General features: G+C 73.3%; 23 protein-coding genes and 1 tRNA gene. 13 read left to right on the top strand and 11 right to left on the bottom strand.

Annotated features, from left to right (window positions below; translation table 11 throughout):
- Nucleotides 1-69: 69 nt before the first annotated feature.
- Both ACFW6A_RS27320 and ACFW6A_RS27315 read left to right on the top strand, forming a co-directional pair.
- Nucleotides 70-1155 (top strand): S-(hydroxymethyl)mycothiol dehydrogenase, encoded by a 1086-nt coding sequence (locus tag ACFW6A_RS27320; protein WP_386643580.1) that lies wholly within the window; start codon nucleotides 70-72, stop codon nucleotides 1153-1155.
- Complete coding sequence (locus ACFW6A_RS27315; protein WP_351852738.1) at nucleotides 1155-1784, top strand: MBL fold metallo-hydrolase; 630 nt, start codon at nucleotides 1155-1157, stop codon at nucleotides 1782-1784. Before ACFW6A_RS27320 ends, ACFW6A_RS27315 begins: the two co-directional genes overlap by 1 nt.
- Here the strand turns inward: ACFW6A_RS27315 and ACFW6A_RS27310 are convergent.
- Together ACFW6A_RS27310 and ACFW6A_RS27305 are read right to left on the bottom strand one after the other, a co-directional pair.
- Nucleotides 1768-2694 (bottom strand): RluA family pseudouridine synthase, encoded by a 927-nt coding sequence (locus ACFW6A_RS27310; RefSeq protein ID WP_386643577.1) that lies wholly within the window; start codon nucleotides 2692-2694, stop codon nucleotides 1768-1770. The genes ACFW6A_RS27315 and ACFW6A_RS27310 overlap by 17 nt on opposite strands.
- A 66-nt stretch (nucleotides 2695-2760) precedes the next feature.
- A tRNA-Leu gene (locus ACFW6A_RS27305) sits at nucleotides 2761-2848 on the bottom strand.
- Between the two features lie 242 nt (nucleotides 2849-3090).
- On the opposite strand from ACFW6A_RS27305, the gene ACFW6A_RS27300 reads away from it, so the two are divergent.
- From ACFW6A_RS27300 to ACFW6A_RS27290, 3 genes are all read left to right on the top strand, one after another.
- Complete coding sequence (locus ACFW6A_RS27300) at nucleotides 3091-4416, top strand: M20/M25/M40 family metallo-hydrolase (RefSeq protein WP_351852733.1); 1326 nt, start codon at nucleotides 3091-3093, stop codon at nucleotides 4414-4416.
- Between the two features lie 152 nt (nucleotides 4417-4568).
- A complete protein-coding gene (chpH, locus tag ACFW6A_RS27295; protein WP_015032475.1) occupies nucleotides 4569-4802 on the top strand; it encodes a chaplin ChpH in 234 nt (77 codons plus the stop codon).
- Between the two features lie 154 nt (nucleotides 4803-4956).
- Nucleotides 4957-5799 carry a chaplin gene (locus ACFW6A_RS27290; protein WP_351852730.1) on the top strand — a complete coding sequence of 281 codons (843 nt, stop codon included), beginning with the start codon at nucleotides 4957-4959 and terminating at the stop codon, nucleotides 5797-5799.
- Between the two features lie 58 nt (nucleotides 5800-5857).
- On the opposite strand, the gene ACFW6A_RS27285 is transcribed toward ACFW6A_RS27290, so the two are convergent.
- A complete protein-coding gene (locus ACFW6A_RS27285) occupies nucleotides 5858-6046 on the bottom strand; it encodes a DUF5703 family protein (protein WP_043223908.1) in 189 nt (62 codons plus the stop codon).
- 47 nt (nucleotides 6047-6093) lie between these two features.
- Here ACFW6A_RS27285 and ACFW6A_RS27280 point away from each other — a divergent pair, with 47 nt between their 5' ends.
- Nucleotides 6094-6717, top strand: a complete 624-nt coding sequence (locus ACFW6A_RS27280) for a hypothetical protein (protein WP_351852727.1) — start codon at nucleotides 6094-6096, stop codon at nucleotides 6715-6717.
- 78 nt (nucleotides 6718-6795) lie between these two features.
- On the opposite strand, the gene ACFW6A_RS27275 is transcribed toward ACFW6A_RS27280, so the two are convergent.
- On the bottom strand, nucleotides 6796-9033 hold the full coding sequence (locus tag ACFW6A_RS27275) for a helix-hairpin-helix domain-containing protein (protein WP_386643572.1): 2238 nt from the start codon (nucleotides 9031-9033) through the stop codon (nucleotides 6796-6798).
- Complete coding sequence (locus tag ACFW6A_RS27270; protein ID WP_351852722.1) at nucleotides 9030-10007, bottom strand: aldo/keto reductase; 978 nt, start codon at nucleotides 10005-10007, stop codon at nucleotides 9030-9032. Before ACFW6A_RS27270 ends, ACFW6A_RS27275 begins: the two co-directional genes overlap by 4 nt.
- A gap of 153 nt (nucleotides 10008-10160) precedes the next feature.
- On the opposite strand from ACFW6A_RS27270, the gene ACFW6A_RS27265 reads away from it, so the two are divergent.
- Nucleotides 10161-11210, top strand: a complete 1050-nt coding sequence (locus tag ACFW6A_RS27265; RefSeq protein ID WP_351852720.1) for an LLM class F420-dependent oxidoreductase — start codon at nucleotides 10161-10163, stop codon at nucleotides 11208-11210.
- Nucleotides 11211-11436: 226 nt separating this feature from the next.
- Nucleotides 11437-12222: a ferritin-like domain-containing protein gene (locus tag ACFW6A_RS27260; RefSeq protein WP_351852718.1), complete on the top strand. Its 786-nt coding sequence runs from the start codon at nucleotides 11437-11439 to the stop codon at nucleotides 12220-12222.
- 22 nt (nucleotides 12223-12244) lie between these two features.
- On the opposite strand, the gene ACFW6A_RS27255 is transcribed toward ACFW6A_RS27260, so the two are convergent.
- Nucleotides 12245-13237: a magnesium and cobalt transport protein CorA gene (locus ACFW6A_RS27255; protein WP_351852753.1), complete on the bottom strand. Its 993-nt coding sequence runs from the start codon at nucleotides 13235-13237 to the stop codon at nucleotides 12245-12247.
- A gap of 87 nt (nucleotides 13238-13324) precedes the next feature.
- Here ACFW6A_RS27255 and ACFW6A_RS27250 point away from each other — a divergent pair, with 87 nt between their 5' ends.
- The 4 genes from ACFW6A_RS27250 to mshC all read left to right on the top strand — a co-directional run bounded on the left by ACFW6A_RS27250 (nucleotide 13325) and on the right by mshC (nucleotide 16863).
- On the top strand, nucleotides 13325-14014 hold the full coding sequence (locus ACFW6A_RS27250) for a histidine phosphatase family protein (protein WP_351852715.1): 690 nt from the start codon (nucleotides 13325-13327) through the stop codon (nucleotides 14012-14014).
- A 67-nt stretch (nucleotides 14015-14081) separates the two neighbouring features.
- Nucleotides 14082-14672, top strand: coding sequence for a DUF3090 domain-containing protein (locus ACFW6A_RS27245; RefSeq protein ID WP_351852713.1), 591 nt, complete (start codon nucleotides 14082-14084; stop codon nucleotides 14670-14672).
- A complete protein-coding gene (locus ACFW6A_RS27240) occupies nucleotides 14669-15475 on the top strand; it encodes an SCO1664 family protein (protein WP_351852710.1) in 807 nt (268 codons plus the stop codon). Before ACFW6A_RS27245 ends, ACFW6A_RS27240 begins: the two co-directional genes overlap by 4 nt.
- A 158-nt stretch (nucleotides 15476-15633) precedes the next feature.
- Complete coding sequence (gene mshC, locus ACFW6A_RS27235) at nucleotides 15634-16863, top strand: cysteine--1-D-myo-inosityl 2-amino-2-deoxy-alpha-D-glucopyranoside ligase (RefSeq protein WP_351852706.1); 1230 nt, start codon at nucleotides 15634-15636, stop codon at nucleotides 16861-16863.
- A gap of 76 nt (nucleotides 16864-16939) precedes the next feature.
- Here the strand turns inward: mshC and ACFW6A_RS27230 are convergent, their stop codons facing one another.
- From ACFW6A_RS27230 to ACFW6A_RS27210, 5 genes are all read right to left on the bottom strand, one after another.
- Complete coding sequence (locus ACFW6A_RS27230) at nucleotides 16940-17947, bottom strand: PAC2 family protein (protein WP_386643569.1); 1008 nt, start codon at nucleotides 17945-17947, stop codon at nucleotides 16940-16942.
- A 196-nt stretch (nucleotides 17948-18143) separates the two neighbouring features.
- A complete protein-coding gene (locus tag ACFW6A_RS27225; protein ID WP_351852700.1) occupies nucleotides 18144-19751 on the bottom strand; it encodes a glycerol-3-phosphate dehydrogenase/oxidase in 1608 nt (535 codons plus the stop codon).
- 16 nt (nucleotides 19752-19767) lie between these two features.
- Nucleotides 19768-21294, bottom strand: a complete 1527-nt coding sequence (gene glpK / locus ACFW6A_RS27220; RefSeq protein ID WP_351852698.1) for a glycerol kinase GlpK — start codon at nucleotides 21292-21294, stop codon at nucleotides 19768-19770.
- Between the two features lie 59 nt (nucleotides 21295-21353).
- Nucleotides 21354-22112, bottom strand: coding sequence for an MIP/aquaporin family protein (locus ACFW6A_RS27215; protein ID WP_351852696.1), 759 nt, complete (start codon nucleotides 22110-22112; stop codon nucleotides 21354-21356).
- 278 nt (nucleotides 22113-22390) lie between these two features.
- Nucleotides 22391-23155, bottom strand: a complete 765-nt coding sequence (locus tag ACFW6A_RS27210) for an IclR family transcriptional regulator (protein WP_351852751.1) — start codon at nucleotides 23153-23155, stop codon at nucleotides 22391-22393.
- A gap of 256 nt (nucleotides 23156-23411) precedes the next feature.
- Between ACFW6A_RS27210 and ACFW6A_RS27205 the strand changes: the two genes are divergently transcribed.
- Nucleotides 23412-25429, top strand: a 2018-nt coding sequence (locus ACFW6A_RS27205) for a homocysteine S-methyltransferase family protein (protein ID WP_386643566.1), incomplete at its 3' end; no start/stop codon positions are given.

Raw genomic sequence — 25429 nt, 5'->3', positions numbered from 1 at the left:
CGCCTTTTATCGGGAGATAGTGGTACCCAGGAGGTTCACAAGATCCTCCGGGCCGAAGGGAAGTCAGCGATGCCACAGCACGTGCGGGGGGTCATCGCCCCCGGCCGGGACGAGCCGGTGCGGATCGAGACCATCGTCGTCCCCGATCCGGGCCCCGGCGAGGCCGTCGTACGGATCCAGGCGTGCGGCGTCTGCCACACCGACCTGCACTACACGCAGGGCGGGATCAACGACGACTTCCCCTTCCTGCTCGGCCACGAGGCCGCCGGCACCGTCGAGTCGGTGGGCGAGGGCGTCACCGACGTCGCCCCCGGCGACTACGTGATCCTCAACTGGCGGGCCGTCTGCGGCCAGTGCCGCGCCTGCCGCCGGGGCCGCCCCTGGTACTGCTTCGACACCCACAACGCGAAGCAGCGGATGACCCTGCTCGACGGCACGGAGCTGTCCCCGGCCCTCGGCATCGGTGCCTTCGCCGAGAAGACCCTCGTCGCCGCCGGCCAGTGCACCAAGGTCGACCCGGCCGTCGCCCCCGAGATCGCCGGCCTCCTCGGCTGCGGCGTGATGGCCGGCATCGGCGCCGCGATCAACACCGGGAACGTCTCCCGGGGCGACACCGTCGCCGTCATCGGCTGCGGAGGCGTCGGCGACGCCGCGATCGTCGGCTCCCGCCTCGCCGGAGCCTCGAAGATCATCGCCGTCGACGTCGACGAGCGGAAACTGGCCAAGGCCAAGGAGATGGGAGCCACCGACACCGTCGACTCCCGCACCACCGACCCCGTCGAGGCGATCCGGGAACTCACCGGCGGCTTCGGCGCCGACGTCGTCATCGAGGCCGTCGGACGCCCCGAGACCTACCGGCAGGCCTTCTACGCCCGCGACCTCGCCGGCACCGTCGTCCTCGTCGGCGTCCCCACCCCCGAGATGAAGCTCGAACTGCCCCTCCTCGACGTCTTCGGCCGCGGCGGCTCCCTCAAGTCCTCCTGGTACGGCGACTGCCTGCCGTCCCGCGACTTCCCGATGCTCATCGACCTGCACCGGCAGGGCCGCATCGACCTCGGCGCCTTCGTCACCGAGACCATCGCCCTCGACGAGGTCGAGAAGGCCTTCGCCCGCATGCACGAGGGCGACGTGCTGCGCTCGGTGGTGGTGCTGTGATGACCGCCCGTGTCGACCACCTGGTCACCTCCGGCACCTTCAGCCTCGACGGCGGCACCTGGGACGTCGACAACAACGTCTGGATCGTCGGCGACGACACCGAGGCGATCGTCATCGACGCCGCCCACGACGCCGACGCCGTCCTCGCGGCCCTCGACGGCCGCGCCCTGCGCGCCATCGTCTGCACCCACGCCCACGACGACCACGTCGGCGCCGCACCCGCGCTCGCCGCCGCCACCGGCGCCCGCGTCCTGCTCCACCCCGCCGACCAGCCGCTGTGGAAGCTCACCCACCCCGACCACACCCCCGACGGCGAACTCGCCGACGGACAGGTCCTCACCATCGCCGGCACCGACCTGAGGGTCCTCCACACCCCCGGCCACGCCCCCGGAGCGGTCTGCCTGTACGCCCCCGACCTGGGCACGGTCTTCACCGGGGACACCCTCTTCCAGGGCGGCCCCGGCGCCACCGGCCGGTCCTTCTCGGACTTCCCCACGATCATCGGCTCGATCCGGGAGAAGCTCCTGACCCTCCCGCCGGAGACGGTGGTCCGCACCGGCCACGGCGACTCCACCACCATCGGCGCGGAGGCCCCGCACCTGGAGGAGTGGCTCAGCCGGGGACACTGAGCGAGAGGCGGCTCGTGAACCGCCTCTCCTCGCCCGTGAACGGGTCGGCGAACTCCAGCGCCGCCGCCAGCAGCCGCAGCGGCCGCCGGTAGTCCTCCGGCCCGTCCTCGCGCACCACCGGATACAGCGGGTCGTCCACGATCGGCAGCCCCAGCCGGTTCATGTGCACCCGCAGCTGGTGCGTCTTCCCGGTCTCCGGCAGCAGCCGGTACCGCCCGTGGGCGCCGATCCGCTCCACCAGCTCGATCCGGCTCACCGCGTTCGGCTCGCCCGCCACCTCGCGCGCGGCCGGCACCCCCCGCTCCTTCTCGATCCGGCTCCGCACCGTCACCGGCAGCGCCACCCCGGGGTCGTACGCCGCCACCGCCTCGTACTCCTTGCGCACCCGCCGCTCCTTGAACAGCAGCTGGTACGCCCCCCGGTCCTCCGGCCGCACCACGAACAGCACCAGGCCCGCCGTCAGCCGGTCCAGCCGGTGCGCCGGCTGGAGCGCCGGCAGCCCCAGCTCCGTCCGCAGCCGCGCCACCGCCGTCTGCGTCACGTGCCGTCCGCGCGGGGTCGTGGCGAGGAAGTGCGGCTTGTCCGCCACCAGGATCCGCTCGTCCCGGTACACCACCCCGATCTCGAACGGCACCCGCTCCTCGGGCGCGAGGTCCCGGTGGAACCACAGCCACCGCCCCGGCTCGTACGGCTCCGAGGCCGCGGCCGCCCGCCCGTCGGCCCCCACGAACCGCCCCGCGTCCAGCATCGCGCCGATCCGCTCCGCCCCGACCGCCGCGCCGTACCGCCCGAGCAGATACGCCCCCACGGTCGGCCAGGCGCCCTCAGGGTCCTCCGGCAGCCGGAGCCGCACGGCGTCGATCCCGTGTCGCTGCGGCAGCGGCGCGGCCGGCACCCTCTTCCTTCGCACGGCTCCGCCTCGTCTCGTCCGCATACGCCGAAGTCCCGGCCGAGAGAACTCGACCGGGACTTCTACTGGTGTCCGAGGGGGGACTTGAACCCCCACGCCCGATAAAGGGCACTAGCACCTCAAGCTAGCGCGTCTGCCATTCCGCCACCCGGACAGGGTGTGTGTCTCGCGGCCCTGGGCCGTTCCGACGAGGAAAACCATAGCAAACATTCGGGGTGGTCGATCACCACCCCCTCGCCCGTCCCGCCCGGCCCCTCCGCCCCGCCCGGCACCCCGTCTCGGCATGTGACGGCGGCGTGTCGGCCGGTGGACGCCCTTGCGCCGCCGGGGCGGGGGCGCGGGAGGATGGGGGCGATCACAAGGAAGCACGCGGGGCACGACGTGGGAGGAAGCAGCGTGAGCGAGTCGAACACCGGCCGTACCGTCTCGGGCGAGGACGAGGTCGTCGACCTCTGCCGGGACCTCATCCGCATCGACACCAGCAACTACGGCGACCACTCCGGCCCCGGCGAGCGCGCCGCCGCCGAGTACGTCGCCGAGAAGCTCGCCGAGGTCGGCCTCGAACCGAAGATCATCGAGTCCCACAAGGGGCGGGCCTCCACCGTGGCCCGCATCGAGGGCGAGGACCCCTCCCGCCCGGCCCTGCTCATCCACGGCCACACGGACGTGGTCCCGGCCGACGCCGCCGACTGGACCCACCACCCCTTCTCCGGCGAGGTCGCCGACGGCTGCGTCTGGGGCCGCGGCGCCGTCGACATGAAGGACATGGACGCGATGACCCTCGCGGTCGTCCGCGACCGGCTGCGCAGCGGCCGCAAGCCCCCGCGCGACGTCGTCCTCGCCTTCCTCGCCGACGAGGAGGCCGGCGGCACCTACGGCGCCCGCCACCTGGTCGACCGGCACCGGGACCTCTTCGACGGCGTCACCGAGGCGATCGGCGAGGTCGGCGGCTTCTCCTTCACCGTCAACGAGAACCTGCGCCTCTACCTGGTCGAGACCGCCCAGAAGGGCATGCACTGGATGCGGCTCACCGTCGAGGGCACCGCGGGCCACGGCTCCATGACCAACGACGACAACGCCATCACCGAGCTGTGCGAGGCCGTCGGCCGGCTCGGCCGCCACCAGTGGCCGGTCCGCGTCACCAAGACCGTCCGCAGCTTCCTCGACGAGCTGTCCGACGCGCTCGGCACCCCGCTCGACCCCGAGGACATGGACGCCACCCTCGCCAAGCTGGGCGGCATCGCCAAGATGATCGGCGCCACCCTGCGCAACTCCGCCGCCCCCACCATGCTCGGCGCCGGCTACAAGGTGAACGTCATCCCCGGCCAGGCCACCGCCCACGTCGACGGCCGCTTCCTGCCCGGCTACGAGCAGGAGTTCCTCGCCGACCTCGACCGGATCCTCGGCCCCCGGGTGAAGCGCGAGGACGTGCACGGCGACAAGGCCCTGGAGACCAGCTTCGACGGCGCCCTCGTGGACGCCATGCAGGTCGCCCTGCGCGCCGAGGACCCGATCGCCCGCGCCGTGCCGTACATGCTCTCCGGCGGCACCGACGCCAAGTCCTTCGACGACCTCGGCATCCGCTGCTTCGGCTTCGCCCCGCTCCAGCTGCCGCCGGAGCTGGACTTCGCCGGCATGTTCCACGGCGTGGACGAGCGCGTCCCGGTCGACGGCCTGAAGTTCGGCGTGCGCGTCCTGGACCGCTTCCTCGACGCCTGCTGACCGGAGGGGCGCACGGCCCCGGAATTCGGCAGCGCGTTTGGGCGTGCCCGGAAAGAGTGAATGACCCCGGGGGCTCGTAGCCCCCTCCCTTCCCCCTCGTTACAGGTGTTGCGGTCCGCGGCTGGGGCCGCACTTGTCAACTAGGAGGAATAATGATCAAGAAGGTCGTCGCTGCTGCGGCTGCCACCGGCGGTCTCGTTCTCGCGGGCGCGGGCATGGCCGTCGCCGACGCGGGTGCCCAGGGTGCGGCCATCGGTTCCCCCGGTGTCCTCTCGGGCAACGTCGTGCAGGTCCCGGTTCACGTTCCCGTGAACGTCTGCGGCAACACGGTCTCCGTGATCGGCCTGCTGAACCCCGCCTTCGGCAACACCTGCGTCAACGCCTGACGTTGTGCCCCGCCCCTTGAGGGCGTGAGCCGTCCGGCCCCGGAGTGCGTGCCATGCACTCCGGGGCCGGTGGCGATTCCGCCCCGGGCACGGGCCCGGTGGCCCTCATCCCACGCCGATCAGGCGAATTGCCGAGAAGGCAGGTAAGCAAGCTATGCGACAGGTCACGCGCAAGAGCATCATCACCGTCGCGGCGGCCGGAGGCGTCCTCGCGCTCGGCGGCGGCATCGCGCAGGCGGATTCCGGTGCGAGCGGCTCGGCCGCGAACTCACCCGGAGTCGCTTCCGGCAACAGCGTGCAGGTCCCGGTCCACGCGCCGGTCAACGCCTGCGGCAACACCGTGAACGTCGTCGGGGTGCTCAACCCGGCGATGGGCAACTCCTGTGCCAACGTCCCGGCACAGTCCCGGCCCGGCGCGGCCGGCGGCGCGCACGCGAGCGACTCCCCCGGAGTGGCCTCCGGCAACACCGTGGTGGTGCCGGTCGACGTGCCGGTGAACGTCTGCGGCAACAGCGTCACGGGCATCGGCCTCGGGAACGCCGCCACGGGCAACGACTGCGCCAACGGAGAGCCCTCCGACGGCGGCTACGGCGAGGAGGAGCCGGGCGGCTACGGCGAGGAGACCCCGCCGGGGACCCCCGGCACCCCTGGTACTCCCGGCACGCCTGGGACCCCCGGGACTCCGGGCACGCCGGGCACCCCTGGTACGCCGGGGACTCCCGGCACTCCGGGCACCCCCGGTACGCCCGGGACTCCGGGCACCCCCGGGACGCCGGGCACGCCCGGCACCCCCGGCACCCCCGGCACCCCGGGTGTACCGCCCAGCTCGGACGGTGGCTCGAACCACCCCGGCCCGCAGCTCACGCCGCCGCCGGCCGCCCCGGACGAGCTCGCGGAGACCGGGTCGTCCGCGCCGCTCGGCGTGATCGTGCCGGCCGCCGCGGGGATGCTCCTCGCGGGCTCGCTGGTCTACCGCCGCTCGCGCCGCGGCGCCTGAGCCGCACCGGCCGGAACGCGAAGGGGCCCCGCGCCGTGCGGGGCCCCTTTCGCGTCCGTCACCAGGTCGCGCGGATCTGACGGATGATCCGCCGCTTCAGGCGGACCCTGCGGCTCCCGTCCAGACGCAGGGTGAGTCGGTCCAACTCCCAGTGTCCGTACTCGGCATGGTCGGTCAGAAGCCGCGCGGTCTCCTTGCGGGAGAGCCCACGCGGCACGTACACGTCGACAAATTCGTATTCCGGCATCGCATCTATTGTGCGGGCACCGGCCTGGTACGGATAGCGTCTGTCCCATGTCTGATGCTGCGCAGCCGACCGCTGCCGAGGTACGTGCCGCCGCCGAGGCGGTCAAGACCGCACTGGACCGTCACCTCGCGGCGGTCGAACGCCGCACGGGGGACGACGACACGGCGGTGTACGAGGCGTTCAACGCCCTCGCCGCCGCCGCCGAGACCTATGACGAGCTCCTCTACGACCGCTACGACGAGGTGACCCCCTTCGAGATCCCCGGGGCCGACGAGGGTCTGCCCCCCTATGCCGGACCTGACGAACCACACGCCCTCAGCGTGCTGATCCGCCGCGACTACGCCGTGGCCGAGCCGCGCCGGCTGGCGGCCCAGGCCCGGCGCGTCGCCGACCTGGACCACGACGAGGACGGCCCCCGCTCCACCGCCGCCGCCCTCGGCGTCCTCTTCGGGGAGTACGAACCCGACGAGATCGCCTCCCGGCACAAGGAGTTCGGCCTGGAGGAGGGCGACTCCACGCTCTGGGTCACCGCCGCGGAGGAACTCCCGGAGCCGGGGGAGTGGCTGGCCGCGCCCTTCGAGCAGGCGGACCCGGAGCGGATCCTCTGCCGCTTCGACATCAGCTCCGTCTTCGACGACGAGGAGGCCGGTGAAGTGGCCGCCGACCGCTGACGCGCCCCGGGGAGGACGCCGGAGGGCCGGAACATCCAGGAGCGGTGTTCCGGCCCTCCGGCGTGCCGGGGCCTGCCGTCACTCCTCGCCGGGGGCGGCGAGGAGGCCGGTCAGGAGCGGCCGGAGGCGGGTCGTGCGCTCCGGGGCGAGAACCTCGGCGACCGACCGGGGCAGCGCCTGGTCCACCCCGTGCACCACCGACAGGTGGCGCTCCGCCCGGCCGAAGGCCGTGTAGACCCAGGGCCGGCTCAGGCCCGGGGCCGCGTCGCCCGGCAGCACCACGACCACCGCGGGCCACCGGCCGCCGGCCGCCTGGTGCGCGGTCAGCGCCCAGCCGTGCCGCAGCGCCGACTCCACCCGCTCCTTAGGGACGACGAGCTCGCCCTCCCCGGTGCCCAGCCGCAGGCCCTCGGCGTCGGCCCCGAGGACCGTGCCCGTCACCGTCCGGCCGGGCGCCGGCGCGTACGCCACCCGGTCGCCCGGGTCGTAGCCGCCGAACCGGCCGGGGCCGGGGTTCAGCCGCTGCTTCAGGGCGGCGTTGAGCGCGCGCGTCCCGGCCGAGCCGCCGTGGCCGACCGTGATCACCCGGGTCTGCTCGGGGGCCAGCCCGAAGGCGCGCGGCACCGAGTCCGCGACCAGCTGGACCGTGCGGTGCACGGCCTCGCCCGCGTCCCGCACGGGGACGATCACGACCTCCTTGCCGGGGGCCTCGACCTGGTTCAGCTCACCGATGCCGATGCCGGAGACCAGCTCGCCCAGCGGGCCCGGGTCCGGGCGGCGGGAGGCTACCCGGGGGCAGACGCGGGCCGCGAGCGCGTCGGCGAACACCGCGCCGGGACCGGCCGACCCGAGGACGTCCGGGTCGCCGCTGAGGACCAGCCGGCAGCCGTCCGGCAGCGCCTCGACGAGCATCGCGCCCGCCTCCACGTCCAGCTGCGGCGCGTCGAGCACCACCAGCAGGTCCAGGGCGAGCCCGCCCTCCTCGTCCCGGCCCGGTCCGGCCGTCCCGGAGAGCAGCGCGGCGAGCGGCACCGTCGTACCGGCGGCCCGCTCCTCCTCGCCCACCCGCCCGGCGTCGTGCACGGTGACCAGGACGCGCAGGCCGCGCTCCCGCGCGGCGGCGGCCAGCGCCAGCGGCTCGGCGCGGGCGGCCTCGCCGCCGGTGTGCAGCACCAGGCCGTGGCCGCCGACGGCCCGCTCCAGTTCATCGCCGTCCCACTCCTCGGCGGTGACGGTGCGGGCCAGCCGGGCCAGCCCGTCCGCGAGGCTCTCCTCGGCCAGCGCGTACCGGTCGAGCCCGAGGAGCGGGGGCTCCGCAGGGCCCTCGTCGCTCCCGGCGCCCGCCCCGGGCTCCGCGCCCTCCTCGTCCTCCTCCGGCGCGGCGTCCTCGGCGTCCTCCTCCTGGAAGAGCAGGACGGCGCCCTCGGAGACGGCCGTCCCGACGGCCTCCTCCGGGTCGGGGACCCCGTGCCGGGCGAGTCCGGCGGCCACCTCGTCGAGGGTGAGCGCGGTGTGGCCCCGGAGGGCGGCCCGGTCCAGCAGCCACACGGTCAGGGCGACGGCCCGGCGCGGGTCGTCCGGCCCGCAGGCGTCGCCGAGCAGCGCCCGCGCGAAGCCGTCGGCCTGCTCGGGCCGCACCCCGGCGACGGCCAGCAGCTGCCACGGGTCCCCGGCCAGGGCCTCGGCGGCCTGCTCGCCGAGCGCGGCGGCGACCTGCCCGGCCAGCGCCTCGGGCGCGCCGCCCCGGGCCAGCACCTCGCGGACCCCGGCCAGCGCGCCGGCCGTGGGCGCGGGCGGCGCCGCGGGGGCGGCCGGCCGGACGGTGGCCTCGGGCGGGCGGGGAGCACGCGGCGGCTCGGGCGCGGGGGCGTAGAAGGCGCCGCCGGAGGCGGAGCCGCCCTCGACGGCGCGCACGGCGGCGAGCAGGTCGGCCGCGGCGCCCTTCAGCTTGCTCCCGCTCGCCACCGGCCCGGACTTCTCGGCCTTCCGCGCCTCGATCCGGGCCCGCAGCTCCCGCTGCGCCGCCAGCTCCGCCTGCGCCTCGCTCTGCTCCGGAGCCGCCTCCTTCGACGCATCGGCGGACTCGGAGGGCTCGGCGGCCTCGCCGGAGGCGGCGGCTTCGCCGGAGGCGGCGGCCTCGCCGGACGCGGCGGCTTCGGTGACCTCGGCGGACGGCGCCGCGTCCTCGCGGTCCACGTCGGCCCGGTCCTCGGCGTCCTGCTCCACGTCGGCCTGGTCCACGTCGGCCTGGTCCACGTCGGCCTGGTCCACGTCCTCGGGTGCCTCGGGCGCGGTCTCCCCGGAAGGCTCGGTCACAAGGTGCTCCAGTCGTGATCCGGATAGCGGTGCACGGGCGCGGACACATCGTCCAAAGCCCGGCAGATCTCGTCAGGAAGACTAAGGCCCTCCACCGACAGCGCGGCCGTGAGCTGGCGCGCCGTCCGCGCGCCGACGATCGGGGCGGCGACGCCCGGCCGGTCCCTGACCCAGGCGAGCGCCACGTGCAGCGGGCTGGTGGCGAGCCCGTCGGCGGCGGTGCTGACCGCCTCCACGATCCGGCTCGCGGCCTCGTCGAGGTAGGGCTCCACGAACGGCGCCAGCGCCTCGGACGCGCCCCGGGAGTCGGCGGGGGTGCCGCTCCGGTACTTGCCGGTGAGCACCCCGCGGCCCAGCGGGGAGGACGGCAGCAGGCCTATGCCGAGGTCGATCGCGGCGGGCAGCACCTCCCGCTCGACGCCCCGCTGGAGCAGCGAGTACTCCAGCTGCGCCCCGGCGAGCCGGGTGCGGTCGCCGGACAGCTGCCAGGTGCCCGCCTTGGCGAGCTGCCAGCCGCAGAAGTTCGCCACGCCCGCGTACCGCGCCCGGCCGCTGCGCACCGCGATGTCCAGGGCCTGGAGGGACTCCTCCAGCGGCGTGTGGGGGTCGTAGGCGTGCAGCTGCCACAGGTCCACGTGGTCGGTGCCGAGCCGGGCCAGGGAGGCGTCGAGGGCGGCGAGCAGGTGGCCGCGGGAGCCGTCGGTGCGCCGGTCCGGGTCGGGGACGCTGCCCGCCTTGGTGGACAGGATCAGGTCGCGCCGGGGCACGAGCCGCTCCATGAGCCGGCCGAGCAGGTACTCCGCCTCGCCGCCGCCGTACACGTCCGCCGTGTCCACGAGCGTGCCGCCCGCGTCCCAGAACGCCTTCAGCTGCTCCGCGGCGTCGTGCTCGTCGGTGTCCCGCCCCCAGGTGAGCGTGCCGAGCCCGATGCGCGAGACGCGCAGGCCGGTACGTCCGAGATGCCTCTGCTCCATGGCCGCGACATTACTGGCCAGGGCACCACGCGGAGAGACCCTGTGGACAGAACCTGTGGACGACGGGCGTGGCGTCCGCCTCCTGTCGGAGGCGGGGAGGGCGCGCTAGAGTCCGGCCGAGAGACGTTACCGATGGGTAAGGGGTGCGTGGAAATGCGGCTCGGCATCAACCTCGGCTACTGGGGCGCCGGCATGGACGGCGACAACCTGGCCGTCGCCCAGGAGGCCGACCGGCTCGGCTACGACGTCTGCTGGGCGGCGGAGGCGTACGGATCGGACGCCCCGACCGTGCTCTCCTGGGTCGCCGCGAAGACGGAGCGGATCGACGTCGGCTCGGCGATCATGCAGATCCCGGCCCGGCAGCCCGCCATGACGGCGATGACCGCCGCCACCCTGGACTCCCTCTCCGGCGGCCGGTTCCGCCTCGGCCTCGGCGTCTCCGGCCCGCAGGTCTCCGAGGGCTGGTACGGCGTGAAGTTCGACAAGCCGCTCGCCCGCACCCGCGAGTACGTGGAGATCGTCCGCAAGGCGATGTCGCGCGAGCGCCTGACCCACGAGGGCGAGCACTGGACGCTGCCGCTGCCCGGCGGCCCCGGCAAGCCGATCAAGCTGACCGTCCACCCGCAGCGCGAGCACATCCCGCTGTACATCGCCGCGATCGGCCCGAAGAACCTGGAGCAGACCGGCGAGATCGCCGACGGCGCCCTGCTGATCTTCCCCTCGGCCGAGCACCTGGAGGAGACCGCCCTGCGTCCCCTGCGGGCGGGCCGCGAGAAGGCCGGTCTGACCATGGAGGGCTTCGACGTCTGCCCGACGCTGCCGCTCGCCCTGGGCGAGGACGTCGACGCGCTCGCCGACGTCTTCCGCCCGTACACCGCCCTCTACGTGGGCGGCATGGGCAGCCGCAAGCAGAACTTCTACAACCAGCTCGCCCGGCGCATGGGCTACGAGAAGGAGGCCGCCGAGATCCAGGACAAGTACCTGGCCGGCGACAAGACGGGCGCCGCGGCCGCCGTGCCGCACTCCCTGATCGACCGGACCGCCCTGCTCGGCACCGTCGAGCGGATCGCCGACCGCATGACCGCCTACGCGGAGGCCGGCGTCACCACGCTGACCCTCGCCCCCGCCGGCTTCACCCTCGACGAGCGCCTCGCCGCCCTGCGCGCGGGCGTCGAGGCCCTGGAGCGGGCCGGCCTGGCGTAGCGGGGAGCGGCGGGGAAGGCCTGCGGCCGTGGTGGGGGCTCGGGGGTCTTCCCCGCCACGGCCGTCATGCTCTTCAACGCGTCACCGCGCCTCCCGGTTACGGCCCCGCCTCTCACTCTTTCGGCCGATACCGCCGAGCCCTCCTGTTGCCCGCCGCCCCGGACGGCATTTGACTCGGTCTTCCCCGGACGCGCGGAGTGCGGACGTCCGCATGGAGGTGGCAGCGATGCTCACGGCCAAGAGCCTGTTCCAGGAAATCATCGACGACGACGAGGCCTTCCGGCTCTTCTGCTCGATCGCCGCCAGCGGCGAGACGCAGGGCGGCTGGGAGAACGCCCGGATCGCCGCCCTCGTCGCCCCCGGCATGCGGGAGCTCGCCCCCAAGATCACCCGGCACGGCGCCGACGAGGACAAGCACGGGCGCATCTTCAACGCGCTGCTGCGCAAGCGCGGCCTCGAACCCGTCCCCGTCCCGCCCGAGACCGACTACACGATGCTCCTCGAACGGCGCGGCATCGGCCTGGCCCACGAGAAGCTCCGGGGCGACCGGCCGCTGACCGAGCGGGACGTCATCGTCTACCTCGCCCACAGCCGGGTCACCGAGCAGCGCGCGGCCGACCAGATGGACATGCTCGTCACGTACTTCGGTGACCACCCGGAGCTGGGCAAGGCCATCCACATGATCGACAACGACGAGGCCAACCACCTCGCCTACTGCCACGAGGAGCTGCTCCGGCTCGCCCGGGCCGGCCACGGCCGGCTCATCCAGACCACCCTGCGCGAGTCGGCGCTCGTCGAGATCCAGGTCTACCGGGACGTCAGCCTCGCCGTCATGGGCCACATGGGCCGCATCCTGAAGTGGCCGAAGGCCAAGGGCGCGGTGCTCGCCGCGGGCATCCGCGGCATGTACGCCTACGAGCGGGCCGCCGGCTGGCACAAAATGATCAGCCTGCGGATGCCCGACCGGCTCGACGCGCTCGGCGGCCCGGCCGTCCCCGCCCCGGCCTTCTGACCGGACCCGCGGCGCGGCCGGTTCACAGCCAGCCGCGCCGCTTGAACAGCCGGTGCAGGCCGGTCACGGCGCCCGCCATCAGCAGGATCACCGCCGGGTACGACCACACCCAGTGCAGCTCCGGCATGTGGTCGAAGTTCATGCCGTAGATCCCCGCCACCATCGTCGGCACCGCGGCCATCGCCGCCCAGGCCGAGATCTTCCGCATGTCGTCGTTCTGCCGCACCCCCATCTGCGCCAGGTGCGCCGACAGGACGTCCGACAGCAGCCGGTCCAGCCCCTCCACCTGCTCGTTGGCGCGCAGCAGGTGGTCGTTGACGTCGCGGAAGAAGGGCTGCGACTCCGTGTTCACGAACGGCACCGTGCCCGCTGTCAGCCGGGCCATCGGCGCCGCCAGGGGGCCCGTCGCCCGCCGGAACTCCAGCACCTGCCGCTTCGCCGTGTAGATCCGCTCCGCGGTGTTCGCCGTGCCGGTCCCGCCCGGCGCGAAGACGTCGGCCTCCAGCTCCTCCAGGTCCACCTGGAGCTCGCCCGCCACGTCCAGGTAGTGGTCGACCACCGCGTCGCTCACCGCGTAGAGCACCGACGTCGGCCCGTGCCGCAGCACCTCCGGCTGCGTCTCCAGGCGCTTGCGCACGGCCGCCAGGGGCGCCCCCTCGCCGTGCCGGACGGTCACCACGAAGGAGTCGCCCAGGAACAGCATCAGCTCGCCGGAGGAGACCCGGTCGCTCTCCGGCTCGTAGTCCACCGGCTTCAGCACCACGAAGAGGGAGTCGTCGTAGATCTCCAGCTTGGGCCGCTGGTGGGCCTTCAGGGCGTCCTCGACCGCCAGCGGGTGCAGCGCGAACTCCGAGGCCACGTGGTCGAACTCGGCCTCCGACGGCTCGTGGAGCCCCACCCAGAGGAAGGCGTGGCCGGAGGCCCGCGCCTCGGCCAGGGCGTGCGAGAGGTCGCCGCCGCAGTCGGTCCTGCGGCCGTCGCGATAGAGGGCGGAGTCGACGATCACGCGCCGTATTCTCCCTTCCCGTCGCCGGTGCCGCACGCCCGCCTACCCGCCGCGGACCGTCCCACACCCCCGCGCCCGCGCCGTAGGCTGGCCGACATGGCCACGCTGATCCTCGTCCGGCACGGACGCTCCACCGCCAACACCTCCGGACTGCTCGCCGGGCGCACGCCGGGCGTGGCGCTCGACGAGCGCGGAGCCGCCCAGGCCGCCGCCCTGCCCGCCCGGCTCGCCGGGATCCCGCTCGCCGCCGCCGTCTCCAGCCCCCTCCAGCGCTGCCGCGAGACCCTCCAGCCGCTCCTGGACGCCCGCCCGGACCTCCCGCTCCACGTCGAGGAGCGGGTCAACGAGTGCGACTACGGCGACTGGTCGGGCCGCAAGCTCAGCGAACTGAACGACGAACCGCTGATGGAGGTCGTCCAGGCGCACGCCTCCGCCGCCGCCTTCCCCGGCGGCGAGTCCATGCGCGCCATGCAGGTGCGGGCCGTCGAGGCGGTCCGCGACTGGAACGCCCGGATCGACGCCGAGCACGGCGAGGACGCCGTCTACGCCCTGTGCTCCCACGGCGACATCATCAAGTCCCTCGTCGCCGACGCCCTCGGCCTCCACCTCGACCTCTTCCAGCGCATCCACGTCGACCCCTGCTCGCTCACCGTGATCCGCTACACCCGGCTGCGCCCCTTCCTGGTCCGCCTCGGCGACACCGGCGACCTCGCCGCGCTGGCCCCCCGCGAGACCCCCGACACCAGCGGGACGGCCGAGGTGGGGGGCGGCGCGGGCGCACCGTGATCCTCCCGCGCAGTAGGGTGGACTCGCCGTTGCCGTACGACAGTCGACAGTCAAGGGAGCCGGGAGAGTGTCCCGTCAGGTGTTCCTCTACGACCCACCGGAGCGTTTCGTGGCCGGCACGGTCGGGCTGCCTGGCCGCCGGACGTTCTTCCTCCAGGCGTCCGCGGCCGGCCGGGTCACCAGCGTCGCCCTGGAGAAGACCCAGGTCGCCGCACTCGCCGAGCGGATGGACGAACTCCTCGACGAGGTGCTGCGCCGCACCGGGGGCAACGCCCCGGTCCCGGCCGTGGCCCCCACCGACATCGCCGACACCGCCCCCCTCGACACGCCCGTCGAGGAGGAGTTCCGGGTCGGCACCATGGCACTCGCCTGGGACGGCGAGGAGCAGCGCATGATCGTCGAGGCCCAGGCCCTCGTCGAACTGGACGCCGACTCCGAGGAGGACCTCGCCGCGGCCGAGGAGCGGCTGCTCCAGGACGAGGAGAACGGCCCGCCGATGCTCCGCGTCCGCCTCAGCGGCGCCCAGGCCCGCGCCTTCGCCAAGCGGGCGCTGGACGTGGTCAACGCCGGCCGCCCGCCGTGCCCGCTGTGCAGCCTGCCGCTGGACCCGGAGGGGCACGTCTGCCCCCGTCAGAACGGATACCGCCGCGGAGCATGAGCAGCAGCCCCGACTTCCCGCCGGACACCGAGCTGCTCGCCCGCGGTGAGCTGACCGTGCGGGGGCAGGTCCGCGAGGCGTCCAACGCGGTGCTCTACTGCACGGTCGCCCACGAGGGCCGCGAGGCCGCCTGCGTCTACAAGCCGGTCGCGGGGGAGCGCCCGCTGTGGGACTTCCCGGACGGCACCCTCGCCGAGCGCGAGGTCGCCGCGTACGAACTCTCCGAGGCCACCGGCTGGGGCCTGGTCCCGCCCACGGTGCTGCGGGACGGCCCGTACGGCGAGGGCATGGTCCAGCTCTGGGTCGAGGCCGACCCGGAGGCCCGGCTGCTCGCCCTCACCGAGGACGAGGAGCCGGGCGAGGGGTGGAAGGCGATCGGCCCCGCCGAGGTGGGGGAGGGGCGCACCGCGCTCCTCGTCCACGCCGACACCCCCGCGCTGCGCCGGCTCGCCGTCCTGGACGCGGTGATGAACAACGGCGACCGCAAGGGCGGCCACCTGCTCCCCGCCCCCGGCGGGCGGCTCTACGGCATCGACCACGGAGTCTCCTTCCACGTCGAGGACAAGCTGCGCACCCTGCTGTGGGGCTGGGCGGGCCAGGAGCTGCCCGCCGAGGCCACCGAGGTCCTCGCGGGGCTCGCCCCCGCCCTGGCGCCCGGCGGCCCCCTCGCCACCCGGCTGGGGGAACTGCTCACGGCCGCCGAGGTGTCCGCCGTACGGGAGCGGGTCGCGGCGCTGCTGGCGTCCGGGCGCCACCCGGAGCCGTCCGGGCAGTGGCCCGCGATCCCCTGGCCGCCGGTCTAGGAACCGCAGGGTTTCGGCCATACCGGCCTGAGCGGTCCGGGAGGCCGCCGGACCCCTGGGGGGTATACACACACCGCGCTCACCCGCAAGAGCGCACGATCGGACAAGATTCCGGATCCGGTTCGTATCCGAAACAGCTGTCCGGTTACGCTCGGGTCATGCATGCCTGGCCCGCTTCCGAGGTCCCCGCCCTTCCCGGCAAGGGCCGCGACCTCCGGATCCACGACACCGCGACCGGCGGACGAGTGACCCTCGCCCCCGGCCCCGTCGCCCGTATCTACGTCTGCGGCATCACGCCCTACGACGCGACCCACATGGGTCACGCGGCGACCTACAACGCGTTCGACCTCGTGCAGCGCGTGTGGCTCGACACCAAGCGGCAGGTGCACTACGTCCAGAACGTGACGGACGTGGACGACCCGCTCCTGGAGCGCGCCCTCCGCGACGACCTCGACTGGACCGAACTCGCCGAGCGCGAGACCTCCCTCTTCCGCGAGGACATGACCGCCCTGCGGATGCTGCCGCCGCGCCACTACGTCGGCGCGGTCGAGTCGATACCCTCCATCATCCCGCTGGTCGAACGGCTCCGGGACTCCGGTGCCGCCTACGAGCTCGACGGCGACGTCTACTTCTCCGTCGAGGCCGACCCGCACTTCGGCGAGGTCTCGCACTACGACACCGAGCTCATGCGGCACCTCTCCGCCGAGCGCGGCGGCGACCCCGACCGCCCCGGCAAGAAGAACCCGCTCGACCCGATGCTGTGGATGGCCGCCCGCGAGGGCGAGCCCAGCTGGGACGGCGGCAGCCTCGGCCCCGGCCGCCCCGGTTGGCACATCGAGTGCGTCGCCATCGCCCTCGACCACCTCGGCATGGGCTTCGACGTGCAGGGCGGCGGCTCCGACCTGATCTTCCCGCACCACGAGATGGGCGCCTCGCACGCGCAGACGCTCACCGGCGAGTTCCCCATGGCCAAGGCGTACGTGCACGCCGGCATGGTCGCCCTGCACGGCGAGAAGATGTCGAAGTCCAAGGGCAACCTGGTCTTCGTCTCCGCGCTCCGCCGCGAGGGCGTCGACCCGGCCGCCGTCCGGCTCGCCCTCCTCGCCCACCACTACCGCGCCGACTGGGAGTGGACCGACCAGGTCCTCGCCGACGCCGTCGAGCGCCTCGGCCGCTGGCGCGCCGCGGTCTCCCGGCCCGACGGCCCGTCCGCCGACGCGCTGGTCGAGGAGGTCCGCGAGGCGCTCGCCGACGACCTCGACGCCCCGGCCGCGCTCGCCGCGGTCGACCGCTGGGCCGCCCGCCAGGAGGCGGACGGCGGCACCGACGAGGCCGCCCCCGGTCTCGTCTCCCGCACGGTCGACGCGCTCCTCGGCGTCGCCCTCTAGCGGCGGACCGCACGACACGCGGAAGGGGAGGGGCGGCCCGGGCCACCCCTCCCCTTCCCCACGTCCTGAGGGCGTCCTACTCCTCGTCGGCCGCCCCGGGCTCCCCGGGCTCCTCGGGCGGCTCCGGCCGCGCCTCCGGGTCCGGCTTCGGCGGCCGGGTCCGGCCGCTGCCCGGATCGCGCAGGTACGAGGTGTCCCCGCTCTCCGTCGCCACCCCCGGGCCGCCGGGTCCCGGCCCCTGGCCGGGGTCGCGCCGCCGCAGGTACCGCTCGAACTCGCGGGCGATCGCCTCGCCCGAGGCCTCCGGCAGCTCCGCGGTGTCCCGCGCCTCCTCCAGCGTCTGCACGTACTCGGCGACTTCGCTGTCCTCCGCCGCCAGCTGGTCCACCCCCAGCTGCCAGGCGCGGGCGTCCTCGGGCAGCTCGCCCAGCGGGATCCGCAGCCCGATCAGGTCCTCCAGCCGGTTCAGCAGGGCCAGCGTCGCCTTCGGGTTCGGCGGCTGCGACACGTAGTGCGGCACCGCCGCCCACAGGCTCACCGCCGGCACGCCCGCGTGGGTGCACGCCTCCTGGAGGATGCCGACGATGCCCGTCGGGCCCTCGTAGCGGGTCTCCTCCAGGTCCATCGTCCGCGCCAGGTCCGGGTCGGAGGTGACGCCGCTGACCGGCACCGGGCGGGTGTGCGGGGTGTCGCCGAGCAGCGCGCCGAGGATCACCACCATCTCCACGCCCAGTTCGTGCGCGAAGCCCAGCAGCTCGTTGCAGAAGGAGCGCCAGCGCATCGACGGCTCGATGCCCCGGACCAGGACCAGGTCGCGCGGCTTGTCGCCGCCGATCCGGACCACGGAGAGCCGGGTCGTCGGCCAGGTGATCTTCCGGACGCCGTTCTCCAGGAACACCGTCGGACGGTTGACCTGGAAGTCGTAGTAGTCCTCGGCGTCGAGCGCCGCGAAGACCTCGCCCTTCCACTCCCGGTCCAGATGGGCGACCGCGGTGGAGGCGGCGTCGCCGGCGTCGTTCCAGCCCTCGAACGCGGCCACCATGACCGGGTCGATCAGCTCGGGTACCCCCTCGAGCTCGATCACCCAGCGCCTCCTTCTTCGAAGTTCGTGTCGTACGGACCAACCTTACGGCTTCCGGCTCGTCCGTCCGCAGCCCTCGGGCACGCCCGAAAACCCGTGCGGCCTTGATCGACTACCCAGGATCGGGGCCCCGCACACGGACACGCGGGAGGGGCGGTCCCTCCCTCCCCGGAGAAGACCGCCCCTCGGCTCGCGGCGCCTACTTCGCGCGCAGCATCGCCTCCACCCCGGCGCGGATCTCGTCGGTGGCGAGACCGCGGATGGTCAGGGTGGTCCGGCGGCGCAGCACGTCGTCGGCCGTCTCGGCCCACTCGTGGTCGCGGGCGTAGGCGACCTGCGCCCAGATCTCCGGGGCGTCCGGGTGGATCCGGCGGGCCAGTTCGGGGTTCTCGTTCGCCATGCGGGCGATGTCGAAGGAGAGCGAACCGTAGTGCGTGGCCAGGTGCTTGGCGGTGTCGGCGGCCATCCGCGGACCGGGGGCCGGGCCGTCGACGAGCAGCCGGTGGGCGACCGCGTTCGGGTTGGCGATGCCCGGGAGCGGCAGCCGCTTCGGCAGCGTGGAGACCGACTCGTAGTCCTCGCCCAGCGGGTGGCCGGGAAGCGCCTCCAGCTTCTTCATGATGGTGCGGCCGATGTGGCGGAAGGTGGTCCACTTGCCGCCGGCGACCGACAGCATCCCGCCGCGGCCCTCGGTCACGACCGTCTCGCGCTTGGCCTTGGAGGTGTCGCCGGGACCGCCCGGCAGCACCCGCAGGCCGGCGAAGGCGTAGGTGATGAGGGAGCGGTCGAGCTGCTGGTCGCGGATGGAGAAGGCGGCCTCGTCCAGGATCTGGGCGGTGTCCTTCTCGGTGACCGCGACCTCGCCCGGGTCGCCCTCGTACTCCTCGTCGGTGGTGCCGAGCAGGAGCATGTCCTCCCAGGGGAGGGCGAAGGTGATCCGGTACTTGTCGATCGGGGTGGCCAGCGCGGCCTTCCACGGGGAGGTCCGCTTGAGGACCAGGTGGGCGCCCTTGGAGAGGCGGATGGAGGGGGCCGCGTTGGGGTCCTCCATCCGGCGCAGGTGGTCGACCCAGGGGCCGGTGGCGTTGAGGACGAGCCGCGCGGTGACGCCGAACTCCTCGCCGGAGACGCGGTCGCGGAGCTCGGCCCCGGTGACCCGGCCCCGCGTGAAGCGGAGACCGGTGACCTCGGCGTGGTTGAGGACGACGGCGCCGGCGTCGACGGCCGCGCGGACCGTCATGAGCGCCATGCGGGCGTCGTTCATCTGGTCGTCGCCGTAGACGGCGACGGCCTTGAGGTTGTCGGTGCGCAGCTCGGGCACGTCCTGCGCCGCCTTGGCGGGGGAGAGGAGGTGGCCGACGCCGTCGCCGAAGGCGGAGAGGGCGGAGTACGCGAAGACGCCGGCGCCCAGCTTGGCGGCGCCGTGCGGGCCGCCCTTGTAGACGGGCAGGTAGAAGGTGAGCGGGTTGGACAGGTGGGGGGCGACCTGCCGGGAGACGGCGCGCCGCTCGAAGTGGTTCTCGGCGACGAGCTTCACGGCGCCGGTCTGCAGGTAGCGCAGGCCGCCGTGGAGGAGCTTGGAGGAGGCCGAGGAGGTGGCGCCGGCGAAGTCGCCGGCGTCCACCAGGGCCACCCGCAGACCGGACTGCGCGGCGTGCCAGGCGGTGGAGATGCCCAGGATGCCGCCGCCGATCACCAGGAGGTCGTACGTCGCCTTGGCAAGCTGCTCTCTGGTCTCGGCACGGGTCGGAAGCGAGCCGGCGGCCGGGTGCGTTCCGAGGGCGGGAACGGTCTGCGGGGTGGTCATCTCGGTCTACTCCTCGTCACTTCTCTTCTTCGAGCCAGCCCATGGAGCGCTCCACGGCCTTGAGCCAGTTCTTGTACTCGCTGTCGCGCTTGCCGGCGTCCATGCGCGGGGTCCACTCCGCGGCACGGCGCCAGTTGGCGCGCAGCGCCTCGGTGTCCGGCCAGAAGCCGACGGCCAGGCCGGCGGCGTAGGCGGCGCCGAGGCAGGTGGTCTCGGCGACCATGGGGCGCACCACGGGGGCGTCCAGGAAGTCCGAGAGGGTCTGCATCAGCAGGTTGTTGGAGGTCATGCCGCCGTCGACCTTGAGCGCGGTCAGCTCCACGCCGGAGTCCTTGGTCATGGCGTCGGTGATCTCGCGGGTCTGCCAGGCGGTGGCCTCCAGGACGGCACGGGCGATGTGCGCCTTGGTGACGTACCGGGTGAGGCCGGCGATCACCCCGCGGGCGTCGGAGCGCCAGTACGGGGCGAAGAGGCCGGAGAAGGCGGGCACGAAGTAGGCGCCGCCGTTGTCCTCGACGGAGGAGGCCAGGGTCTCGATCTCGGCGGCGGACTTGATCAGGCCCATCTGGTCGCGCATCCACTGGACGAGCGAGCCGGTGACGGCGATGGAGCCCTCCAGGGCGTAGACCGGCTTCTGCTCGCCGATCTGGTAGCCGACCGTGGTCAGCAGGCCGCTGTAGGAGTTGATGATCTTGTCGCCGGTGTTCATCAGCATGAAGGTGCCGGTGCCGTACGTGGACTTGGCCTCGCCCTCGGCGAAACAGGTCTGGCCGAACAGGGCGGCCTGCTGGTCGCCGAGCGCGGAGGCGACCGGGACGCCGTCGAGGATGCCGCCCTTGACCGTGCCGTACACCTCGGCGGAGGAGCGGATCTCGGGGAGGACGGCGGCCGGGATGTCGATGGACTGGAGGATGCGCTCGTCCCAGGCCATCTCGTGGAGGTTCATCAGGAGGGTGCGGGAGGCGTTGGTGACGTCGGTGACGTGGACGCCGCCCTCGGTGCCGCCGGTGAGGTTCCAGATGACCCAGGAGTCCATGGTGCCGAAGAGGATGTCGCCGCGCTCGGCGCGCTCGCGCAGGCCCTCGACGTTGTCGAGCAGCCAGCGGACCTTGGGGCCGGAGAAGTAGGAGGCGAGCGGGAGGCCGGTCTCGCGGCGGAAGCGGTCCTGGCCGACGTTGCGGCCGAGCTCCTTGCAGAGGGCGTCGGTGCGGGTGTCCTGCCAGACGAGCGCGTTGTGCACGGGCTCGCCGGTGTGCTTGTCCCACATCAGCGTGGTCTCGCGCTGGTTGGTGATGCCGATGGCCTTGACGTCGGCGGCGGTGATGCCGGCCTTGACGATGGCGCCGGCGACGACCTCCTGGACGTTGGTCCAGATCTCGGTGGCGTCGTGCTCGACCCAGCCCGGCTTCGGGAAGATCTGCTCGTGCTCCTTCTGGTCGACCGAGACGATCCGGCCGTCCTTGTCGAAGACGATGCAGCGGGAGGAGGTGGTGCCCTGGTCGATGGCGGCGATGAAGGGGCCGGCGGTGTGGGCGTCGGTCACGGTGTGCTCCATGGGAAGTCTGGGAAGGACGGCTCGGGGCTCTGGTGCTGTTCTACGGCTCAGGCGAACGCGAGGTTGTAGATACCCGCGGCGAGGGCTCCGCCGACCAGCGGACCGGCGACCGGGATCCAGGCGTAGCTCCAGTCGGAGCCGCCCTTGTTCGGGAGGGGGAGCAGCGCGTGCACGATGCGGGGGCCGAGGTCGCGCGCAGGGTTGATCGCGTAACCGGTCGGGCCGCCGAGCGAGAGGCCGATCGAGACCACGACGAAGGCCGTGATCAGGGCGCCGAGGACGCCGAGGCCCTTGCCGCTGTCGTTGAGGCCCTGGGTGAGCACGGCGAGGACGAGCACGACGGTGCCGATGACCTCGGTGGCGAGGTTCTGCCAGGTGTTCCGGATCTCGGGGCCGGTGGAGAAGATGCCGAGCACGGGGCCGGGGCCCTCGACCGGCTTCTCGCCGACCGTCTCCGGGTCGGTGAGGTGGGCCCGGAACTGGCCGTAGTAGGCGACCCAGACCAGGGCGGCGCCGATCATCGCGCCGAGCAGCTGGCCGGCGAAGTAGACCGGCACGTCGCCCCAGGCGCCGTCCTTGACGGCGATGCCGACCGTGACGGCGGGGTTCAGGTGCGCCCCGGAGAGGGAAGCGGTCATGTAGACGGCCGTCATGACGGCGAAGCCCCACCCGAAGGTGATCGCGAGCCAGCCGGCGCCGCGTGCCTTGGAGCTCTTGAGCGTCACGGCGGCGCAGACGCCGCCGCCGAGAAGAATGAGTACGGCGGTACCGATGGTCTCGCCGAGGAAGATGTCGGAGCTGGACACCCGCGACTCCTTTGTCCTTCGTCCAGGGGATGGGCGAACCCCGGTTCGCCCCGGTGGTCCGCGCCCTCGTGTGAGGGCGTCCACGGCCCTTGGCACTGCCACACTCTAGCGCGTATTGCCGGTAGGTGTTCGGCAATGCCGACCGATGCACGGAAGTTTTGCCCCGGGGTTAACAGCGCGTCAAGGGTCTGGGAAACGAAAAACCCGCCGATAACGCGATCGTTACCGACGGGTTCGCTCTCCGTGCGGGCCGGCTCGCCGACCCCGCGGGCGCGGGCTCAGAAGCGGCCCGCCCCCAGGTCCCGGGAGACCGCCCGGGCGCAGTCCCGCACCGCCGCCACCAGCTCCGGGCGCAGCTCGCCGGACGGGCAGAGCCGCTCCACCGCCCCGGTCACCGCCACCGCGCCCACCGGCATCCGGCGCCGGTCGTGGATCGGCGCCGCCACCGAGGCCACGCCCTCCCAGGTCTCCTCCACGTCCGCCGCCCAGCCGCGCGCCCGGGTCGTGTCGAGCAGCGCCTCGAAGTCCGCCAGGCCCGTGACCGTGCGCGGGGTGAAGGGCTCCCGCTCCACCTCCACCACCTCGCTGTGCGCCACCGGGTCGTACGCCGACAGCACCTTGCCCAGCGCCGTGGAGTGCAGCGGCTGCATCGCCCCCACCTCCAGCACCTGCCGGCTGTCGTCCGGCCGGAAGACGTGGTGCACGATCAGCACGCCCTGCTGGTGCAGCACCCCCAGGTGCACGCTCTCCCCGCTGGACCGCGCCAGGTCGTCCGTCCACACCAGCGCCCGCGCGCGCAGCTCGTGCACGTCGAGGTAGCTGTTGCCCAGCCGCAGCAGCTCGGCGCCCAGCTGGTAGCGGCCCGAGGGGCCGTCCTGCTCCACGAAGCCCTCCGCCTGGAGGGTGCGCAGGATGCCGTGGGCCGTGCCCTTGGCCAGCCCCAGCGAGGAGGCGATGTCGGACAGGCCGAGCCGGCGCTCGCCGCCCGCGAGCAGTCGCAGCATGGCCGCCGCCCGTTCAAGCGACTGGATGTTCTTCGCCATCGCCCGGCCCTTCTCCTCACGTCCCGTACAGATCACGCTGTTCGACAATGCTGAACACTATCGGTCGATGCCGACCTTGCCTCGCACCTGACAGTGTCCTCGAAGAAGGGGCCTCGCCGGGAGTCCTCGCACACAGGATGCCGTCCGCCACGTGGGACACCGTGTCCGCCCCGGCCGAACCACGGTTACGCTGAGCCCGTGCACCCTGTGCCCAGGGTGCAAAGCCGACAGCCGTCGCAGCCCAGGGAGCCCCTTCATGGCCTCGTTGCCGACCCCTTCCGTCTCCGCCGACAGCCGGAGCCGCGCCGCCGCCCTCCGCGAGGCACTCGCCAGTCGCGTCGTCGTCGCCGACGGTGCCATGGGAACCATGCTCCAGGCCCAGGATCCGAGCCTCGAGGACTTCCAGAACCTCGAAGGCTGCAACGAGATCCTCAGCCTCACCCGGCCCGACATCGTCGCCTCGGTCCACCGCGAGTACTTCGCCGCCGGCGTCGACTGCGTCGAGACCAACACCTTCGGCGCCAACCACGCGGCCCTCGGCGAGTACGACATCGCCCACCGCGTGCTCGAGCTGTCCGAGGCCGGCGCCCGCGTCGCCCGCGAGGTCGCCGACGAGTTCACCGCCGCCGACGGCCGCCAGCGCTGGGTCCTCGGCTCCATCGGGCCCGGCACCAAGCTGCCGACCCTCGGCCACGCCCCGTACACCGTCCTGCGCGACGCCTACCAGCAGAACGCCGAGGGCCTCCTCACCGGCGGCGCCGACGCGCTCATCGTCGAGACCACCCAGGACCTCCTCCAGACCAAGGCGTCCGTCATCGGCGCCCGCAAGGCCCTCGACGCCCTCGGCGCCGACGTGCCCCTCATCGTCTCGGTCACCGTCGAGACCACCGGCACGATGCTGCTGGGCTCCGAGATCGGCGCCGCCCTGACGGCGCTCGAACCGCTGGGCATCGACATGATCGGCCTCAACTGCGCCACGGGCCCGGCCGAGATGAGCGAGCACCTGCGCTACCTCGCCCGCCACTCCCGCATCCCGCTGTCGGTGATGCCCAACGCGGGCCTGCCCGTCCTCACCTCCGACGGCGCCCACTACCCGCTGACCCCGGCCGAGCTCGCCGACGCCCAGGAGACCTTCGTCCGCGAGTACGGCCTCTCCCTCGTGGGCGGCTGCTGCGGCACGACCCCCGAGCACCTGCGCCAGGTCGTCGAGCGCGTCCGCGACCTCACGCCCGCGCCCCGCGACCCGCGCCCCGAGCCGGGGGCCGCCTCCCTCTACCAGACCGTGCCGTTCCGGCAGGACACCTCGTACCTGGCGATCGGCGAGCGGACGAACGCGAACGGGTCGAAGAAGTTCCGCGAGGCCATGCTCGACGGGCGCTGGGACGACTGCGTGGAGATGGCGCGGGACCAGATCCGCGAGGGCGCGCACATGCTGGACCTGTGCGTGGACTACGTGGGCCGGGACGGCGTGGCGGACATGGAGGAGCTGGCCGGCCGCTTCGCCACCGCCTCCACGCTGCCGATCGTGCTGGACTCCACCGAGGTGGAGGTGATCCGGGCCGGCCTGGAGAAGCTCGGCGGCCGCGCGGTCATCAACTCGGTCAACTACGAGGACGGCGACGGCCCCGAGTCCCGCTTCGCCAGGGTCACCCGCCTCGCCCAGGAGCACGGCGCCGCGCTCATCGCCCTCACCATCGACGAGGAGGGCCAGGCCCGCACCGTCGAGAACAAGGTCGCCATCGCCGAGCGGATCATCGCGGACCTCACCGGCAACTGGGGGATCCGCGAGTCCGACATCCTCATCGACACCCTGACCTTCACCATCTGCACCGGTCAGGAGGAGTCCCGCAAGGACGGCATCGCCACCATCGAGGCGATCCGCGAGCTCAAGCGCCGCCACCCGGACGTCCAGACCACGCTCGGTCTGTCGAACATCTCCTTCGGCCTCAACCCGGCCGCCCGCATCCTGCTCAACTCGGTCTTCCTGGACGAGTGCGTGAAGGCCGGCCTGGACTCGGCCATCGTCCACGCCTCGAAGATCCTCCCCATCGCCCGCTTCGACGAGGAGCAGGTCACCACCGCGCTCGACCTGATCTACGACCGGCGCGCCGAGGGCTACGACCCGCTCCAGAAGCTGATGGCCCTCTTCGAGGGCGCCACCGCCAAGTCCCTCAAGGCGGGCAAGGCCGAGGAGCTGGCCGCGCTGCCGCTGGAGGAGCGCCTCAAGCGGCGGATCATCGACGGCGAGAAGAACGGCCTGGAGGCCGACCTCGA

It is taken from the genome of Streptomyces sp. NPDC058758 (genome assembly GCF_042746075.1).
Lineage (GTDB): Bacteria > Actinomycetota > Actinomycetes > Streptomycetales > Streptomycetaceae > Streptomyces.
This window is presented reverse-complemented; position numbering and strand designations above follow the sequence as displayed.